The organism is Herbaspirillum robiniae (genome assembly GCF_002213415.1).
GTDB lineage: Bacteria > Pseudomonadota > Gammaproteobacteria > Burkholderiales > Burkholderiaceae_D > Herbaspirillum > Herbaspirillum robiniae.
Map to the genome: position 1 here is coordinate 60,371 of NZ_NJGU01000017.1, position 17,630 is coordinate 78,000.

Annotated in this window: 15 protein-coding genes; all 15 read right to left on the minus strand. The window is 66.2% G+C overall.

Annotation, left to right across the window (positions count from 1 at the left end; genetic code table 11):
- Positions 1-76: 76 nt before the first annotated feature.
- The 15 genes from CEJ42_RS23080 to CEJ42_RS23150 all read right to left on the minus strand — a co-directional run bounded on the left by CEJ42_RS23080 (position 77) and on the right by CEJ42_RS23150 (position 17,580).
- Positions 77-451, minus strand: coding sequence for an RNA-binding S4 domain-containing protein (locus CEJ42_RS23080; RefSeq protein WP_079217202.1), 375 nt, complete (start codon positions 449-451; stop codon positions 77-79).
- A 337-nt stretch (positions 452-788) separates the two neighbouring features.
- Positions 789-1,964 carry an acetyl-CoA C-acetyltransferase gene (locus CEJ42_RS23085; RefSeq protein WP_079217203.1) on the minus strand — a complete coding sequence of 392 codons (1,176 nt, stop codon included), beginning with the start codon at positions 1,962-1,964 and terminating at the stop codon, positions 789-791.
- A 200-nt stretch (positions 1,965-2,164) separates the two neighbouring features.
- Positions 2,165-3,328 (minus strand): cardiolipin synthase ClsB, encoded by a 1,164-nt coding sequence (gene clsB, locus CEJ42_RS23090; RefSeq protein ID WP_088752696.1) that lies wholly within the window; start codon positions 3,326-3,328, stop codon positions 2,165-2,167.
- Positions 3,329-3,395: 67 nt separating this feature from the next.
- Positions 3,396-4,193, minus strand: coding sequence for an endonuclease/exonuclease/phosphatase family protein (locus CEJ42_RS23095; protein ID WP_079217205.1), 798 nt, complete (start codon positions 4,191-4,193; stop codon positions 3,396-3,398).
- A gap of 47 nt (positions 4,194-4,240) precedes the next feature.
- Complete coding sequence (nudB, locus tag CEJ42_RS23100) at positions 4,241-4,750, minus strand: dihydroneopterin triphosphate diphosphatase (RefSeq protein WP_079219233.1); 510 nt, start codon at positions 4,748-4,750, stop codon at positions 4,241-4,243.
- 73 nt (positions 4,751-4,823) lie between these two features.
- Complete coding sequence (locus CEJ42_RS23105; RefSeq protein ID WP_079217206.1) at positions 4,824-5,726, minus strand: LysR substrate-binding domain-containing protein; 903 nt, start codon at positions 5,724-5,726, stop codon at positions 4,824-4,826.
- A 96-nt stretch (positions 5,727-5,822) separates the two neighbouring features.
- A complete protein-coding gene (locus CEJ42_RS23110) occupies positions 5,823-7,055 on the minus strand; it encodes a metal-dependent hydrolase family protein (RefSeq protein ID WP_088752697.1) in 1,233 nt (410 codons plus the stop codon).
- An 8-nt stretch (positions 7,056-7,063) separates the two neighbouring features.
- Positions 7,064-8,365: an MFS transporter gene (locus CEJ42_RS23115; protein WP_079217208.1), complete on the minus strand. Its 1,302-nt coding sequence runs from the start codon at positions 8,363-8,365 to the stop codon at positions 7,064-7,066.
- Between the two features lie 187 nt (positions 8,366-8,552).
- Entirely contained in the window at positions 8,553-10,358 is a 1,806-nt protein-coding gene (gene aspS / locus CEJ42_RS23120; protein WP_079217209.1) for an aspartate--tRNA ligase, read from the minus strand.
- A 96-nt stretch (positions 10,359-10,454) separates the two neighbouring features.
- Complete coding sequence (locus CEJ42_RS23125) at positions 10,455-11,090, minus strand: DUF502 domain-containing protein (RefSeq protein ID WP_079217210.1); 636 nt, start codon at positions 11,088-11,090, stop codon at positions 10,455-10,457.
- A gap of 17 nt (positions 11,091-11,107) precedes the next feature.
- Entirely contained in the window at positions 11,108-11,473 is a 366-nt protein-coding gene (locus tag CEJ42_RS23130) for an FmdB family zinc ribbon protein (protein ID WP_079217211.1), read from the minus strand.
- 216 nt (positions 11,474-11,689) lie between these two features.
- Positions 11,690-13,084 carry an alpha,alpha-trehalose-phosphate synthase (UDP-forming) gene (gene otsA / locus CEJ42_RS23135; RefSeq protein WP_088752698.1) on the minus strand — a complete coding sequence of 465 codons (1,395 nt, stop codon included), beginning with the start codon at positions 13,082-13,084 and terminating at the stop codon, positions 11,690-11,692.
- Positions 13,084-14,973: a glycoside hydrolase family 15 protein gene (locus CEJ42_RS23140; protein ID WP_079217213.1), complete on the minus strand. Its 1,890-nt coding sequence runs from the start codon at positions 14,971-14,973 to the stop codon at positions 13,084-13,086. The genes otsA and CEJ42_RS23140 overlap by 1 nt, the downstream gene beginning before the upstream one ends.
- Before the next feature lie 102 nt (positions 14,974-15,075).
- Positions 15,076-15,858 (minus strand): trehalose-phosphatase, encoded by a 783-nt coding sequence (gene otsB, locus CEJ42_RS23145; RefSeq protein ID WP_088752699.1) that lies wholly within the window; start codon positions 15,856-15,858, stop codon positions 15,076-15,078.
- A gap of 264 nt (positions 15,859-16,122) precedes the next feature.
- Positions 16,123-17,580, minus strand: coding sequence for a high affinity choline transporter 1 (locus CEJ42_RS23150; RefSeq protein WP_088752700.1), 1,458 nt, complete (start codon positions 17,578-17,580; stop codon positions 16,123-16,125).
- Positions 17,581-17,630 lie beyond the last annotated feature (50 nt).

Here is a 17,630-nt window from a genome sequence, read left to right on the forward strand (position 1 = left end):
GAAGACGGGCCGGGGAAATCTTTCGCCATCTTACAACGAGGCGCCGCCGCGCTGCAGCCCGGCGGCGACGCGCGGCTCAGGACGAGGAACGGTCCAGCAGGCGGCGGTCGCGCTTGGTGGGACGCCCCTTGATCTGGGCCGACGGTTCGCGAAACAACCGATGACGCTCGGCCTCGGCTTCGCGGCGACGCACGCTGTCCTCGGTCTCGCCGTAGAGCGTGGCGGCGATCGCGGCCGAACCGCGCTTGTCGGCGATGCCGGTGACCAGCACCTCCCATTCGGTCGAGCCGTTGTCGATCTTCAGCCGGTCGCCCACCCTCACGTTGTGCGAGGGCTTGGTGGCGTCGCCGTTGAGCCTGACGCGGCCGCGGTCGATGGCCTCAGTGGCCAGCGAGCGCGTCTTGAAGAAACGCGCGGCCCAGCACCATTTGTCGATGCGGGTGGTGTCCATGGTGGTTCTGTGGCTGTTGGTGAAGGTTTGATTGTACGGATTCGCCACATGGTGCGTGCGCTGTTGCCCACGATGGCCAGGCGCGACAAACGACACCGGGTTCCCGCCTTCGCGGGAACGACGAATGGACGATGAGCTCGACCAGCCGGAAGTATCAGCAACACCTCGGTATCGTCCCGCGAAGGCGAGAACCCAGCGTCGTTCAAACTACCGTCGAAGCACGACGAAAGTCACCGGAAAGTGACCCGCGCCGGGATGACGGCACGTTTTGTCAGCCCCAGGAAAAACGCCGGCAAGCGCCGGCGTTTTCACTACTGCTGCGAAGCTGAACAGGCGATCAGCGCTCAACCGCCAGCGCCACGCCCATGCCGCCGCCGATACACAGGCTGGCCAGGCCCTTCTTGGCGTCGCGACGGACCATTTCGTGCAGCAGGGTCACCAGCACGCGGCAGCCGGAGGCGCCGATCGGGTGGCCCAGCGCGATGGCGCCGCCGTTGACGTTGATCTTGCTGGTGTCCCAGCCCATCTGCTTGTTGACGGCAATCGCCTGGGCCGCGAAGGCTTCGTTGATTTCCATCAGGTCCAGGTCCTGCGGAGTCCAGCCGGCCTTCTTCAGGGTCAGCTGCGAGGCCGGCACCGGGCCCATGCCCATGATGCTCGGATCCAGGCCGGCCGAGGAGTAGGACTTGATCCTGGCCAGCACCGGCAGGCCCAGCTCGGCGGCCAGTTTGGCCGAAGTCACCACCACCGCGGCGGCGCCGTCGTTGATGCCCGAGGCGTTGCCTGCGGTCACGCTGCCGGCCTTGTCGAAGGCGGGGCGCAGGCCGGCCAGGGCCTCGGCGGTGACGCCGTGCTTGACGAACTCGTCGGTGTCGAAGACCACGGTTTCCTTCTTGCCCTTGATCTCGATGGGCACGATCTCATCCTTGAACCTGCCGGCCTTTTGCGCGGCTTCGGCCTTGTTCTGCGAGGCGGCGGCGAAGGCGTCCTGCTCTTCGCGCGAGATCTCGAACTTCTTGGCCACGTTCTCGGCGGTGATGCCCATGTGGTACTGGTTGTAGACGTCCCACAGGCCGTCGACGATCATGGTGTCGGTCAGCTTGGCGTCGCCCATGCGGAAGCCGTCGCGCGAATTGTTGAGCACGTGCGGCGAGGCGCTCATGTTTTCCTGGCCGCCGGCGATGACGATCTGGGCGTCGCCGCACTTGATGGCCTGGGCCGCCAGCTGCACCGCCTTCAGGCCGCTGCCGCAGACCTTGCCGACCACGAAGGCCGGCACCATGTCGGGCAGGCCGGACTTGATCACCGACTGGCGCGCCGGGTTCTGGCCCAGGCCCGCGGTCAGCACCTGGCCCAGGATGACTTCGCTGATGGCTTCCGGCTTGATGCCGGTCTTGGCCAGCAAGGCCTTGATGACTTGCGCACCGAGATCGGCGGCGGCGATCTTCGACAGCGATCCACCAAATTTGCCGATTGCTGTTCTCTGTGCTGCAACAATGACGACGTCATCCATAATGCGCTCCTTTTATTGAAATGGCAGGAAGGCCTTTGCACGCGGCCTTCCATCAGAAACCCGGACGGCCATCTTAGTGCATTTCATCATGGAATGCGATACGGTGGATTTTCGGTATTTCGGCACTTCCGCCTTCACCGGCCAGCCCGCCCGGATCGGTCTTCAACTGCCGCCACCTACCCGCAAATGCGGCGTGCGGCTCAGGCGTCCTGGCCCAGCGTGATGATGTGGATCACCGTGCGGTAGAGCAGGAAGGCCGCGCCGTAGGCGGCGCGCTTGTACCAGCGCACGTGCTGGAAGTCCGACAGGTGCACCACGCGCCCGGTGGCCGCGCCCGCTTCGATCTCCTCGCGCAGGTATTGCGAGAAGGCGAGATCCTGCACCACCACGTTGGCTTCCTGGTTCACGAACAGCGACAGGCCGTCGTAGTTGCTGGAACCCACGGTCGACCATTTGTCATCCACCACCGCCACCTTGGCGTGCAGCTGGGTCTTGGTGTATTCGACGATGCGTACTCCCGCGCGCAGCAGCTTGGGGTAGAAGGAATGCGCCACCGCATCCTGCATCGCGAACTGGCCCACGCCCAACAGCAGCGTCACCTTCACGCCGCGCGAGGCGGCTTCTTCCAGCGCGCGGCGCATCTTGCGTCCCGGGGCGAAATACGGATTGGCCAGGAAGGCGCTCTCGCGCGCCCGGCCCAGCGCCTGCAGGTAGGCGCGCTGGATGGTGCGGCGGTTGCGGAAGTTGTCGCGCACCACCAGCGCGGCCTGGGTCTCGCCGTGCACCGGCACCGGCGGGCGATGGCGCAGGCGCTTGAAGTTCTCCCAGCGCGCCTTGAGCTTCATGTGGCCCACGCGCAGCCATTGCGCATCCATCTCGCGGTAGATGTCGTGCACCAGCGGACCGGTGATGCGCACGGCGAAATCCCAGCGCGGCGCCGGCAGCGGGATCGCGTGGCCGCTGTCGGAAATGAAGTCGTCGTTGATGTTGAGCCCGCCCACGAAGGCCACCTGGCGGTCCACCACGCACAGCTTGCGGTGGCTGCGCGCCACGCCGCGCCGGAACCAGGGGTTGAAGGCGCGATGCTGCACGCCGGCTGCGCCCAGCGTCTGCTTGAGCTGCCGGGTCTGCACCCGCCCGGTGCCCAGCCAGTCGTTGATCACATACACCACCACCCCGCGCGCGGCGGCGCGCTGCAAGGCGTCGCGCACCAGGATGCCGGTGTCGTCGATGGCGAAGATGTAGGTCTCGAGATAGATCTCCACCCGCGCCGCGTCGAGCGCGGCGATCAGGGCCGGATAGAAGGCCGCGCCGCTGTGCAGCAGGGCGATTTCGTTGCCGTCTGTGAAATGGACATGGCGCATGCAGGACTTGTTATGGTGTTATCGCTCAGTCGGGATGGGCCGGTGTCGGCGCGTGGCAGACCGCAGTCTACGCCAGGTGCAGCTCGCTGACGATGGGCGCGTGGTCGGACAGGCGCGCCCAGGGTCCGTCGGAGAGCACCTGCGCGGTATTGACCTTGAAGCCGCGCAGGTAAATACGGTCCAGCCGCAGCCACGGCATCATCGCCGGGAAGGTGCGGGCCGGGCGGATCGGCGCCGACAGCCCGCCCATGCGGCGCAGGCCGTTCATCAGGCCCTTGGCGTTGCCCAGCGGCTGGTCGAACACCTCCACCACGCCCAGGCTCTGGTACAGGGTCCGGCTGAGCTGGTTGGTCCAGTCGTTGAAGTCGCCCGCGATCAGCAGCGGCGCATCGGGCGGCGAAGAGTTGCGCACCGCCTCGATCAGCGCCTCGGTCTGGCGGCGCCGGCCGCCGGCGAACAATCCCAGGTGCACCACGTAGCAATGCACCTCGACGCCTTCCACCGGCACCACGCAATGCAGGATGCCGCGCGACTCGTAGGAATGGTCGGACACGTCCTGGTTGCGGAAGGAAGAGATCGCGAAACGCGAGATCAGCGCATTGCCGTGGTGGCCGTGGTCGTAGACGGCGTTCATGCCGTAGGCGGAATGGTGGGTGTCGCCGGCCAGGTATTCGTGCTGGCCCTGCTGCGGCCAGTTGGAGGCATGGCGCAGCGCGTTGAGGTCGTGCCGGCCCTGCACCTCCTGCAGGAACAGGATGTCGGCGTCGAGCTGGGCCAGGGCCTGCTTCAGCGCCAGGATGCGCGGCCGTCCGCCGAAGGAGGTCACGCCCTTGTGGATGTTGTATGTCGCCACGCGCAGCTTCATCTTTGCAACCTTTCTGTTGTTCTTTTCCGGTGCGCCGCGCCCTGCCCTCAGCTTGCGCCGGCCATGTAGCTCGGCAGCTGCAGGATGGCCTCGGCGTTGGACGGCGAGAAGCAGCGGTCGGCCGCTTCGCGGTAAGGCAGCCACTGGTAGCGCGTATGCTCGCGCGGCGCCAGCGTGACCGGAATGTCGCGCGGCACCAAGAGGCCGAAGACGTGTTCGGTGTTCTTCGTCACGCCCGGCGCATAGCGGTGCCGCCAGACCGGATAGATCTCGTAGATGTTGGAAAGTTGCCAGTCGCGCAAGTTGGCGGCGGGCACGGATCTTCCCTCATCACCGTCAAATTCTACGCCTGCGGCGCGAACGGCAATGCCGGTCTCTTCCTGCACTTCGCGTCGGGCGGTCTCCGACAGGACCTCGTCGGGCGCGTCCTTGGAACCGGTCACCGATTGCCAGAATCCGGCCTTGTCGGCGCGTTCTATCAGCAATACCTCGCGCTGGGCGGTGTGGATCACCACCAGCACCGATTCGGGGATCTTGTAGGGCTTGGTCTGCGTCATCTGCGTGTCCGTCATGCGGTCACCCGGCCGCGCCGGGAAAGCCACATTGTATCGGCAGCAAGCCGCTTCGCGCTCAGGCCGCCTGCTCGCTCTCGGCCACCAGCCAGCTGCGGAAGCTGCGCGCGGCGGCATGCTCGATGCGGTCGCGCGGCCATACCGCGTAGTAGCCGCCGCCCAGGCTGGCGCTGGCCTCGCAGGCGCGCACCAGCAGGCCGGCCTGCATGCAGGCGTCGATCATGTGACGCCAGGCCAGCACGATGCCGTGCCCTTCCATGGCCAGCTGCAACAGGATGGGATATTGGTTGGACAGGATCTGGTGCTCGATGCGCGCGTCCGGCATGCCGTTGTGCGCCAGCCAGTTCTGCCATGACATCCACTGGCGCTGGCCGTCCTCCAGCAACAGCAGGGTCTCGTTGCGCAGGTCCTGCGGCGACAGCTTGCGGCCGGCCAGGTAGGACGGCGAGCAGACCGGGAACACCTCCTCGTCATACAGCCGGCGCGCCGCCATGCCCGAAGGCGGTCCGTCGCGCAGGAAATAGATGCCCATGTCGAAGTCGGTCTCCGACAGGAAAGCCAGGCTGTCGTTGACGATCAGGCGCAGGTGGCAATCCGGATGCAGCGCGCGAAAACGCGCCAGGCGCGGCGTGAGCCACAGCACCGCCACGCCCGAGGAACAGGCCACCGTCAGCTCCTGGTGGCCCTTGCGCTTCATCACGTCTTCGGTGGCCTCGGCGCAGTCGACCAGCAGGCGCTGCACCAACGCGGCGTAGCGCTGGCCGCTGACGGTCAGGCGCAGGGCGCGCGGTTCGCGCAGGAACAGCTTCTTGCCGAGGAAACGCTCCAGCTGCGCGATCTGGCGACTGACCGCGCTTTGCGTGAGGTGCAGTTCGGCGGCGGCGCGCGTGAAGCTGCCGTGTCGCGCGACAGCCTCGAAGGCGATCAGCGACGGCAGCGGGGGAAGCGGGGAAATACGCATGGATGACGCTCCAACATGTCTCGGTAACAAGCCGAATGTTAGAGCGAAAAGCATGCCCGCCGGGAACGATGTTGACATCGTCCCGGCGGGCAGGAATCACGCGCGGCTGCGGTGGATGTAGCCGGCCTGCATGACCAGCGAGAGATGCTCGCCCTGGCCGGTCAGCAACGTGATGTCTTGCAGCGGGTTGCCGTCGACCACGATCAGGTCGGCCTGGGCGCCGGCGCGCACCGTGCCCAGCACGCCTTCGCGCTGCAGGATGGCGGCGGCGATCGAGGTGGCCGAGCGGATGGTTTCCAGGTTGCCAAGGATCTCGGCGCGGATGATGAACTCGTGCGACTGGTCCTGGTGCATCTCGCCCAGCAGGTCGGAGCCGAAGCCCATCGGCACGCCGGCGTCGGCGTAGATGCGCAGGGAATCGCGGCCGGCCTGGCGCACCGACTCGATCTTGGCCACGGAGTCGGCCGGCAGGCCCAGGCGCGCGCCGTCGCGCGCCAGCGAATCGTAGGTGACCAGCGTGGGCACCACGAAGGCGCCGTGCTCGCGCATTACCTTGGCGGCCTCGGCGTCGACCAGGTTGCCGTGTTCGATGGTGCGCACGCCGCAACGTACTGCGCGCGAGATGGCGCGGCCGGTATAGGCGTGCGCCATCACATAGGTCTGCGCCGCTTCGGCCTCGGCCACGATGGCGCGGATCTCGTCTTCGCTGTACTGGGTGTTGCCGATCGGGTCGGTCGGCGAAGCCACGCCGCCGGAGGCCATGATCTTGATCTGGGTGGCGCCCTTCTGCAGTTCTTCGCGGGCGGCCAGGCGCACCGCGTCCACGCCGTCGGCCACGCGCGCAATCGCGCCGGCGCGGAAGGCGCAGGAGCACGGCTCCAGCACGTCTGAGCGCGGACGGAAGTCGCCGTGCCCGCCGGTCTGCGACAGCGCCTTGCCGGACGGGAAGATGCGCGGCCCCGGCACCAGGCCGATGGCGATCGCCTGCGCCAGGCCCCAGTCGGCGCCGCCGGCGTCGCGCACCGAGGTGAAGCCGCGGCTGAGCATCGCCTCGACGATGGGCAAGGCGCGGATCGAAGTCAGCGAACCGGGCTGGATCGCGTTCAGGCCGAGGTTGGCCAGCGAGGCCAGCACGTGCACGTGGCAGTCGATCAGGCCGGGCATGACGGTCTTGCCGGCGACGTTGATGACGCGCGCGCCGGGCACATCCAGCGGCGTGGCCGAGACGTCGATGATGCGGTCCTTTTCGATCAGGACGTCGTGGCGCGGGAACAGGCTGCCCAGCGCGGGGTCGAGGACGTTGCCGCCCTGCAGGAGAATCTTGGTCATGGCAGAAATTAAGCTTGTTGCAGGTAATGCGGCTCGCGCACGAAGCGTGTGCCGATGAAGCTGATGGCGGCGGCGATCATCACGTAGAAGGCCGGCGCCATGGTGCTGCCGGTGGCGGCGATGAGCCAGGTGATGAAGAACGAGGCGAAGCCGCCGAAGATGGTCACGGCCAGGTTGTAGGCCACCGACAAGCCGGTCGACAGCACCTTGGCCGGGAACAGTTCCGAGAACGCGGCCAGGATGGGGCCGGTGTAGGCCGCGATCAGCACGCCGAACACCAGCTGGAACAGCAGCAGCGAAGCCAGCGACGGCGCCGTGTTGATGTAGGCGAACATGGGGTAGGCCAGCACCAGGATCAGGAAGGCCGAGCCGGACAGGAACAGGCGGCGACCGCGACGGTCGGCCAGGCGGCCGACGATGGGCGCGAACACCATGATGCACAGGCCGCCCACCATGCCGGCGATGAAGCCGGTCGACTGCGGCAGCTTCAGCACCTTGATCGAATAGGTCGGCATGTAGAACAGCAGCACATACGTGCACACCGTCCACAGGATCACCATCGAGAAGCTGGCGGTGGTCTCGCGCGGGAAGTTGCGGATCACTTCCTTGAGCGGCGAGTCGGTCTTGTCCTTTTCTTCGAGGAAGGCCGGGGTCTCGTCGAGGTGATTGCGGATGTAGTAGCCCACCGGGCCGATCACGATGCCCAGCAGGAACGGCAGGCGCCAGCCCCAGCTGGCCAGCGATTCGGCGTCCAGGCTGGAGGTGACGAAGGTGCCGACCGCGGCGCCCAGCAGCACGGCCACGCCGATGCTGGCCTGGATCCAGCTGGAGTAATAGGCGCGTTCCTTTTCCGGCGCGTACTCGGTCAGGAAGGCGGTCGCGCTGCCCATCTCGCCGCCGGCCGAGAAGCCTTGCAGCAGGCGCGCGACGACGATCAGCATCGGCGCGAACAAGCCGATCTGCTCATAGGTCGGCGCCAGACCGATGATGGTGGTGCCAAGCGCCATCAGCAGGATGGTGACCGACAGCGCCGCCTTGCGGCCGACGCGGTCGGCGTAGATGCCGAGGAGGATGCCGCCCACCGGACGCATGAAGAAGCCCACGCCGAAGGTGGCCACCGCCAGCAGCAGCGAGGTCAGCTCGTTGCCGGTCGGGAAGAACAGCTTGGCGATGATGACCGCGAAGAAGCTGTAGACGGTGAAGTCGAACCACTCGAGGCCGTTGCCGATGACGGTGGCGACGATGGCGCGGCGGCGCTGGTTGCTGCTGACCAGCGGCATCCCGCTGGCCGGTACGGTGTTGGCTTGCATGATCTCCCCTCATGTTGAATACGCGCCGATGATAGGGGGAGCGGCAAGCGAGCCGGAAATGATATCTGCGCATGCGGCCATGACGGGTATGCATGCGTGCGAAATGATTTACGCCGCGCGCAGGCATGAAAAAAGGCGCATGCATCGCTGCATGCGCCCTTCTTCATTTGCCGCTCCGCTGCGGCGATCAGGCCTTCACGGCCGGTTCCGCATTGCGCAGGCGGATGTGCAGTTCGCGCAGCTGCTTCTCGTCGACCGCCGACGGCGCCTGCGTCAGCAGATCCTGCGCGCGCTGGGTCTTGGGGAAGGCGATCACGTCGCGGATCGACTCGGCGCCGGCCATCATGGTGACCAGGCGGTCCAGGCCGAAGGCGATGCCGCCGTGCGGGGGCGCGCCGTATTGCAGCGCGTCCAGCAGGAAGCCGAACTTCAGGCGCGCTTCCTCGTCGTCGATCTTCAGCGCGCGGAACACCTTGCTCTGCACGTCGGCGCGGTGGATACGCACCGAACCGCCGCCCAGTTCCCAGCCGTTCAGGACCATGTCGTAGGCCTTGGCGATGGCGGCGCCCGGGTTGGTCGAGATGAAGTCCTCGTGGCCATCCTTGGGCGAGGTGAACGGGTGGTGCAGCGCGACCCAGCGCTGGTTGTCTTCGTCGTACTCGAACATCGGGAAGTCGACCACCCACAGCGGACGCCATTGGTCGTCGAACAGGCCGCTCTTCTTGCCGAACTCGCTGTGGCCGATCTTCACGCGCAGCGCGCCGATGGCGTCGTTGACCACCTTGGCCTTGTCGGCGCCGAAGAAGATCAGGTCGCCGTCCTGGGCGCCGGTCTTCTCGATGATGGCGTTCAGGGCCGCGTCATGGATGTTCTTGACGATAGGCGATTGCAGGCCGTCGCGACCCTTGGCCTTCTCGTTGACCTTGATGTAGGCCAGGCCCTTGGCGCCGTAGATGGCGACGAACTGGGTGTAGGCGTCGATTTCCGAACGCGGCATTTCGGCGCCGCCCGGCACGCGCAGGCCGACCACGCGGCCGCCTTCGCTGTTGGCGGCGCCCGAGAAGACCTTGAAGTCCACGTCCTTCATCACCTCGGTCAGCTCGGTGAATTCCAGCTTGACGCGCATGTCCGGCTTGTCGGAGCCGTACATGCCCATGGCGGTGGCGAAGTCCATCACCGGGAACGGGTTCGGCAGGTCGATGTCCAGCGCCTTCTTGAACACCAGGCGGATCATGCCTTCGAACAGGTCGCGGATCTCCTGCTCGTTCAGGAACGAGGTCTCGCAGTCGATCTGGGTGAATTCGGGCTGGCGGTCGGCACGCAGGTCTTCGTCGCGGAAGCACTTGGTGATCTGGTAGTAGCGGTCGAAGTTGGCCACCATCAGCAGCTGCTTGAACAGCTGCGGCGACTGCGGCAGGGCGAAGAATTCGCCGGCGTTCACGCGCGACGGCACCAGGTAGTCGCGCGCGCCTTCCGGGGTCGACTTGGTCAGCATCGGGGTTTCGATGTCGATGAAGCCGTTCTCGTCCAGGAACTTGCGCACTTCCATGGCCACCTTGTAGCGCAGGCGCAGGTTGTTCTGCATCTGCGGACGGCGCAGGTCCAGCACGCGGTGGGTCAGGCGGGTGGTTTCCGACAGGTTGTCGTCGTCCAGCTGGAACGGCGGCGTGACCGACGGGTTCAGCACTTCCAGCTCATGGCACAGCACTTCGATCTTGCCCGACTTCAGGTTGGCGTTGCCGGTGCCCTCGGGGCGGCTGCGCACCACGCCGGTGATGCGCAGGCAGAACTCGTTGCGCACCGATTCGGCGTTCTTGAAGACTTCGGCGCGGTCCGGGTCGCACACCACCTGCACCAGGCCTTCGCGGTCGCGCAGGTCGATGAAGATCACGCCGCCGTGATCGCGGCGACGGTGCACCCAGCCGCACAGGCTGACGGTTTGGCCGAGCAGTGCCTCGGTAGTGAGGCCACAGTATTGGGTTCGCATGGACATGGTTCTGATTCCGTTGACAGTGTTCTTGTTTGATTCGAATGGGGTGGTATCGGGCGGAGGCGGGGCTGGGCGGCGTGGGTCACGCCGTCCGCCCCGTCAATTGTGCGGCGCCGCCGGTTCGGTGATGATTTTCTTGTCGGCCGCCATCTCGGGGGCCACGACGCCCATCGAGACGATGTACTTCAGGGCCTCGTCGACCGACATGTCGAGTTCGATGGAGTCCGCGCGCGGCAGCATCAGGAAGAAACCGGATGTGGGGTTGGGCGTGGTCGGCACGTAGACGCTGATGAAATCGCCCTGCAGGTGGTTCTTCACCTCGCCGCCGGGGGTGCCGGTCAGGAAGGCGATGGTCCACGAACCCTGGCGCGGGTACTGGATCAGCACGGCCTTGCGGAAGGCATTGCCGGAGGACGAGAACAGCGTATCCGACACCTGCTTGACGCTGGAGTAGATCGACTTCACCACCGGGATGCGGGTCAGCAGCCCTTCCCACACCGAGACGATCTGGCGGCCGATGAAGTTGCGCGCGGCCAGGCCGGTCAGGAAGATGATCAGCAGCGTGAGGATGGTGCCCAGGCCGGGAATGTAGAAGCCCAGCAGCGCCTCCGGCCGCCAGCTCGGCGGCAACAGCAGCAGCGACTGGTCCATGGTGCTGATGATCAGGTTCAGCACCCACAGCGTGATCGCCAGGGGGACGAGAATCAGCAGGCCGGTAATGAAGTATTTGCGCATGGGTCCTTGATGGCTCTTCAGCTGGCGCTGGAAGCCGGAGTGGTCGAAGCGGCGGGAGCTGCAGGAGCGGCAGCGGGAGCCGGGGCAGCCGCAGGCGCGGCGGCGGCCGGCGCGCTGGCGGGCGGCGTAGTGGTGGCGGCGGCGTCGGACGAGGCCAGGCCGGTGCCGGTGGCGCCCACGCTGTTGGCCGTGCCGCTGCCGTTGCCGCGGAAATCGGTCACGTACCAGCCCGAACCCTTCAACTGGAAGCCGGCGGCTGTCAGCTGCTTCCTGAAACTGTCCTTGCTGCAGGACGGGCAAACGGTCAACGCATCGTCGGAGATCTTCTGCAAGACATCCTTGGCAAAACCACACGCTTCGCAGCGATACGCGTAAATCGGCATGACTAACTCCGCAAAAAACTTCCAAAACCCTGAATTATAAAGGCTTTTGGCGTGTTTTTTGCGAACCCTGCGGCGACTTGTCCACAAGCTGTGGTTTCCCGCCTGCGGCGGCGCATCACGGGTGGGGTGTGGATATGTTGACAAGCCGCCCGAAGGCGGCTTTCCCGGTGGAAAATCCGTCGCCCGGGCAGGCGACTCAGGCGCCCCCTGGCAAGCTCAGGCCGCCACCGGCGCGGCGCGGGTGGCGCGCAGGGTGTCGAGAAATTCCCTGCACCACCAGTGCACGTCGAACTCGCGGATGTTCTCCATCAGCACGGCATGGCGCTCGCGCCGCTCCGACAGCGACATCTGCAACGCCTGCTGGATCACCTGGGCGGCGCCGTGGGTGTCGTAGGGGTTGATGATGAGGGCCTGCTTCATCTGCTCGGCCGCGCCGGCGAAGCGCGACAGCACCAGCACGCCGGGGTCTTCCTCGTCCTGGGCGGCGACGAACTCCTTGGCCACCAGGTTCATGCCGTCGCGCAGCGGCGTCACCAGCGCGACCGCGCAGGCGCGGTACAAACCCGGCAGGCGCTTGCGCGCCACGGTGCGGTGGATGTAGCGGATCGGCATCCAGTCGAAGTCGCCGAAGTCGCCGTTGATGGAGCCGCACAGGCTTTCCAGCTCGCGCTGGATGTCGCCGTAGGCCTCCACGTCCTCGCGGCTGGGGGAGGCGATCTGCAGCAGCGTGGCGCTGTGGCGGTTTTCCGGATACAGGCGCAGCAGCTCGCGGAAGGCGCGGATGCGCTGCGGCAGGCCCTTGGAATAATCCAGCCGGTCGACGCCGATCAGCAGGCGCCGGCGCGAGTATTCGGCCTTGGTGCTTTCATAGGTGTCGCGCGCCTCCTTGGCGCGACCCAGGCGCTGGAAATCGGCCACGTCGATGCCGATCGGGAAGGCCCCCGCGTGCACGGTGCTGTTGAAAGCGCGGAACTGGTTGGCGCCGACCGGCTCGGCGGTCGCCTCGGCCTGCACGTACTGCGCGAAGTGCTGCAGGTCGGCGTGGTTCTGGAAGCCCACCAGGTCGTAGGCGAACAGCGCGCGCATCAGCCATTCGTGCGAGGGAATCGCGGTCAGGATCGGCGGCGGCGGCAGCGGGATGTGCAGGAAGAAGCCGATGCGCGCCTCGCAGCCCATGGCGCGCAGCTCGGCCGCCAGCGGGATCAGGTGGTAGTCGTGGATCCAGACGATGTCGTCGCGCTTCAACAGCGGGAACAGCTTGCGGGCGAACAGCTGGTTCACGCGGCGGTAGCCGCCCAGGTGGCCCGACTCGAAGTGCGCCAGGTCCAGCCGGTAATGGAACACCGGCCACAGCACGCCGTTGGCGTAGCCGCGGTAGTAGGCGTCGTGGTCGTCCTGGCACAGGTCGAGCTCGGCCAGGGTCACGCTGCCGGCCTGGTGCACGTGCAGTTCGCCCTCGCCGGGCGTACCGCCTTCGACCACCTTGCCGCTCCAGCCGAACCACAGGCCTCCGGTCCTTCTCAATGTCTCGCCCAACGCCACCGCAAGTCCGCCCGCCGCGGGCTTGCGCGGGTCGGCCAAACGGTTGGATACCACTACCAGTCTACCCATCAGATCACCGCCTCCCATGATGCGGACAAGCGCATCGCACAGTTGATAATGCCCACCATCGAATAGGTCTGCGGGAAGTTGCCCCACATCTGGCGCGTGACCGGATGCGTGTCTTCGGACAGCAGGCCGAGGTGGTTGCGCGCGTCGAGCATCGCCTTGAAGATTTCGCGCGCCTGCTCCTTGCGGCCGATGCGCGCCAGCGCGTCGATGCGCCAGAAGGTGCAGATGTTGAATGCCGTCTCGGGCCGGCCGAAGTCGTCCGGCGCCTCGTAGCGGCGCATGTAGGGGCCGTCGCACAAGGATTTTTCCAGCGCGTCGACGGTGGCGATGAAACGCTTGTCGGTCGGCGCGATCAGGCCGACCTCCACCATCAGCAGCACGCTGGCGTCGAGGTCGCGTCCGCCGAAGCTCTCGGCATAGGCCTGGCGCTGCTCGTTCCAGGCCTCGGTCAGGATGCGCTCGCCGATCTCCTTGGCGCGCGCGCCCCAGTAGGCGGCGCGCTCGGGCAGGTCGACCCGCGCGGCGATCTTGGCCAGGCGGTCGCAGGCGGCCCAGCTCATCAGCGCCGACGAGGTATGGATGCGCGAGCGGGTGCGCAGCTCCCACATGCCGGCGTCGGGCTGGTCGTAGACCTCGTAGGCGCGCTCGCCCACCGCCTCCAGATGCTGGAAATGCTCGGCCCCGGCGCGATGGTGCAGGCGCATGTCGTGGAAGGCCTGGGCCGCGCCCAGCACGATGTTGCCGTAGACGTCGTGCTGGAAGTGTTCATAGGCCTGGTTGCCCACGCGCACCGGGCCGAAATTCTGGTAGCCCGGCAAATGGTCGAGGATCTGCTCCGGCAAGGCCTCTTCCAGGCCGATGCCGTACAGCGGCTGCACATGGCCGCCGCCGGAGCGCACCACCACGTTGGTCATCCAGCGCAGGTAGTCTTCCATGGTGCCCAGCTCGGACAGGCTGTTGAGCGCGCGCACCACGAAGAAGGCGTCGCGCAGCCAGCAGTACCGGTAGTCCCAGTTGCGCTGGCTGCCCGGCGCCTCGGGCACGCTGGTGGTCATCGCCGCGATGATGGCGCCGGTGTCTTCGAACACCGACAGCTTGAGCGTGATGGCGGCGCGGATCACGGCGTCCTGCCATTCCAGCGGCGTGGCCAGCGCGCGGCTCCAGTTGCGCCAGTAGGCTAGGGTTTCCTGTTCGAAGTCGCGCGCGGTGTCGTTGATGCCGGCGTGCAGCGTCTCGTCGGGGCCGAGGATGAAGTTGTACGGCCGGCTGACCACGAAGGCGGTCTCGCCGACGATGTAGCTGATCGGGGCGTCGGTGTTCAGGCGCAGCGTCTGCTCGTCGCCCACGAAACGGATGTGGTTGCTGCCGCGCGTCTCCAGCGGCTCCTCGCGGCCCCAGTTGAACTTGGGACGCAGGATCACGCGCATGCGCGGCGCGCCCGACAGCGGGTGGATGCGGCGCACCAGCTGCAGCGGGCGGAAGAAGCGTCCGCGGCTGGCGAAGCGCGGCGCGAAGTCGGTGATCTCCACGCCCTGCCCCAGCGTGTCGTACAGGCGGGTGCGCAGCACCGCCGTATTGGGCTCGTACCACTGCTCGCTGTGCGAGAAGTTCTCCAGCTGGAAGGCCCACAGGCTGCCGTTGTCGCTGGGATCGAGCAAGGCATTGAAGACGGGGTCGCCGTCGAAGCGCGGCAGGCAGCACCAGACGATGCGTCCCATCTTGTCGACCAGCGCCGAGAAGGCGCAATTGCCGATCACCCCAAGCTCCAGCGAAGAGGTGGATGGATTGTCGTGCGCCTGGGCGGCGAGGTGCGGCTGCTCGGACTGTTGCGTCTGGGAGTGCGGCTGCGGCTGCGGTTCCTTGTGCGGGTCGGTGCTGGGCTGGCTCATGGTTCCCTCGTGTTCTGTTGGGCAGATTTCTTGGCGGAGTACGATGTGCTGCTAAAGACGGTACGGCGTAAAGACGGGTACGGCGAAGGCATTGCTGCGGCGCTAGCCGGCGGTTTCTTCCTGCCGGGGGCGGCCGGCCGAGCCGGCCTCCAGCGCTGCGCGCAGCAGCGCGCGCACGGCAGCCGGGTCGCCCACGCGCACGCGGGCCTGGCTGGGGCCGGCGCCGACCTTGATGCCAAGGCCGCGCCCGGTCTGACCAGGGGCCTCGGCCTGCGCCACGGCGAAACCGGCCTCGTCGGTGACGTCGTCGCCGACGAACACCGGACGGCGGCCGCGAAACGGCGACTCATTCATGAACGCGGCCACGGCGTCGCCCTTGTTGGTATGCGGCTTGGCCTCGACCACCATCTTCCCGTTGAGCATGGAAAACCCGGGCTCGTGCTTCAGCGCGTCCATCATGGTCTCGATGCAGCGCTGCTCGAGGTGGGGCGCGTGGCGGTAGTGCAGCGCCAGCGCGCCGCGCTTCAACTCCAGCTGCAGGTCGGGATGGGCGGTGACCAGCGGCAACAGGCGCTCGCGCAGGTGATGCACGTCGGCCACCGGCAGCTGGATGATGCGGCCGTCGGCGGTGCGCCGCTCGGCGCCGTGCACGCCGGCCATGGGCAGGCGCAGCGGCGCGAGGAAGAAATCGAGCTGGTCCAGGGGGCGGCCGCTGACGATGGCCAGCGCGCCGTCCGATTCTTGTTGTATCCGCTGCAGGAGCGTGATCAGTTCCGGCGGCACCACAATATCTTCGGGTTGCGGCGCGAGATCGACCAGGGTTCCGTCGAAGTCCAGAAATAACGCATCGGCAGCAAAATCGTAATGTCGAGTTTGCTCTGTCATGGTCTGTCAGGTTGATGAAAAGCAAATAAGTTCCTATTGCCTATCAAACAACTTATCGTTTTACTATCGAATTAACGCGAATAGCCGCACAAAAACACGGCCCGGAACAGGCTTTGACAGCGTTCGCCGCCGCAGTTTCTGATGAGGTACAAGAATCCTGCCCGTCCTTTCACGCATCGTGCGCGTTAGCCCATGGCCAGGCCGGCGGACAAAAGAAAACGGCCGCGCGGCAATGCCGGGCGGCCGTTCGATGGGCGCAGGGGATCAGGACTGCGCGCTGCCCTCGGGCGCAGCGGCCAGGATGGGCGGCATCGGCGCCAGCAGCTGCGGCATCAGCGAACCCACCACCATGCCGCCGATGGAGAACAGCAGGCCGGCCAGTTGCGGCGGCCACAGGCCTTCCGGCGCGACGTATTCCAGCGTGATCCACGACAGCAGGCCCAGCACCATCGCCATGAGCGCGCCCTGGCGGGTGGCGCGCTTCCAGTAGACGCCGAAGGCCAGCGGCACGAAGGCGGCGACCAGGGTCACCTTGTACGCGTTCTCGACCATTTCATAGATGCTGGACTGGCTGTTGAGCGCCAGCGAGGTCACGCCGACGGTAAAGATCAGCACCACCGCGCGCATCGAGAAGAGGAACTCGCGGTCGTTCTTCCAGGGGCGGATTTCCTTGAGCACGTTCTCGGTGAAGGTCACCGACGGCGCCAGCAGCGTGGCGCTGGCGCAGCTCTTGATGGCCGACAGCAGCGCGCCGAAGAACATCACCTGGGCGAACACCGGCATCTTTTCCATGATCAGCGTGGGCAGCACCAGCTGGGAGTCGGTCTCCAGCAGGCGCGACACCATGGCCGGGTCGATCAGCGTGGCCGAGTAGGCCAGGAAGATGGGGATGAACACGAAGCAGAAGTAGATCACGCCGCCCAGCACCGAGGCGTTGCGGGCAACGTTTTCATTCTTGGACGACATCACACGCTGGAACACGTCCTGCTGCGGGATGGAGCCCAGCATCATGGTGATCCACGCGGCGAAGAACCACAGCACGTCCTTGACGTTGGGCGAAGGCCAGAAGTCGAACTTGCCGGCCTCGGCCGCATGCTGGATCACCACGCCGGGGCCGCCGACCATGCCCGAGACTTCCCAGCCGATGTAGATCATGCCGACCACCACGATGATCATCTGCAGGAAGTCGGTGATGGCCACCGCCCACATGCCGCCCATCAGGGTGTAGATCAGCACGCTGCCGGCGCCGATGATCATGCCCCAGTGCATGGGGATGTAGCCGCCGGAAACGACGTTGAACACCAGGCCCAGCGCCTTGATCTGCGCCGCCACCCAGCCCAGGTAAGAGATCACGATGCAGATGGTGACCAGCATTTCGGCGGCGCGGCCATAGCGCTTCTTGTAGTAGTCGCCGATGGTCAGCAGGTTCATGCGGTACAGCTTCTTGGCGAAGAACACGCCGACCAGGATCAGGCACAGCGAGGAGCCGAAGGGGTCGGCCACGATGCCGCCCAGGCCTTCCTTCAGGAAGGTCGACGACACTCCCAGCACCGCCTCCGAACCGAACCAGGTGGCGAACACCGTCGCCGTCACCACCGACATCGGCAGCGCGCGGCCGGCCACGGCGTAGTCCTTCGAACTCTTCACGAACTTGGTGGCGTACAAGCCGATGCCGACCGAGATGACCCAATAGAGGACGACGAACCAGAGGAGTGCATTCATGCCTTATTCCTTGCAATCAGAACCTGTTCTGAGGCCTGGGGGATGGTAGA

Bases quoted from the DNA above. Each gene is read 5' to 3' on its own strand.
- nudB (WP_079219233.1), bottom strand. From the start codon at position 4,750: ATGACGCAGACCAAGCCCTACAAGATCCCCGAATCGGTGCTGGTGGTG.
- otsA (WP_088752698.1), bottom strand. From the start codon at position 13,084: ATGGGTAGACTGGTAGTGGTATCCAACCGTTTGGCCGACCCGCGCAAG.
- CEJ42_RS23110 (WP_088752697.1), bottom strand. From the start codon at position 7,055: ATGACCAAGATTCTCCTGCAGGGCGGCAACGTCCTCGACCCCGCGCTG.
- otsB (WP_088752699.1), bottom strand. From the start codon at position 15,858: ATGACAGAGCAAACTCGACATTACGATTTTGCTGCCGATGCGTTATTT.
- CEJ42_RS23125 (WP_079217210.1), bottom strand. From the start codon at position 11,090: ATGCGCAAATACTTCATTACCGGCCTGCTGATTCTCGTCCCCCTGGCG.
- CEJ42_RS23085 (WP_079217203.1), bottom strand. From the start codon at position 1,964: ATGGATGACGTCGTCATTGTTGCAGCACAGAGAACAGCAATCGGCAAA.
- clsB (WP_088752696.1), bottom strand. From the start codon at position 3,328: ATGCGCCATGTCCATTTCACAGACGGCAACGAAATCGCCCTGCTGCAC.
- CEJ42_RS23105 (WP_079217206.1), bottom strand. From the start codon at position 5,726: ATGCGTATTTCCCCGCTTCCCCCGCTGCCGTCGCTGATCGCCTTCGAG.
- CEJ42_RS23140 (WP_079217213.1), bottom strand. From the start codon at position 14,973: ATGAGCCAGCCCAGCACCGACCCGCACAAGGAACCGCAGCCGCAGCCG.
- CEJ42_RS23130 (WP_079217211.1), bottom strand. From the start codon at position 11,473: ATGCCGATTTACGCGTATCGCTGCGAAGCGTGTGGTTTTGCCAAGGAT.
- CEJ42_RS23095 (WP_079217205.1), bottom strand. From the start codon at position 4,193: ATGAAGCTGCGCGTGGCGACATACAACATCCACAAGGGCGTGACCTCC.
- CEJ42_RS23080 (WP_079217202.1), bottom strand. From the start codon at position 451: ATGGACACCACCCGCATCGACAAATGGTGCTGGGCCGCGCGTTTCTTC.
- aspS (WP_079217209.1), bottom strand. From the start codon at position 10,358: ATGTCCATGCGAACCCAATACTGTGGCCTCACTACCGAGGCACTGCTC.
- CEJ42_RS23150 (WP_088752700.1), bottom strand. From the start codon at position 17,580: ATGAATGCACTCCTCTGGTTCGTCGTCCTCTATTGGGTCATCTCGGTC.
- CEJ42_RS23115 (WP_079217208.1), bottom strand. From the start codon at position 8,365: ATGCAAGCCAACACCGTACCGGCCAGCGGGATGCCGCTGGTCAGCAGC.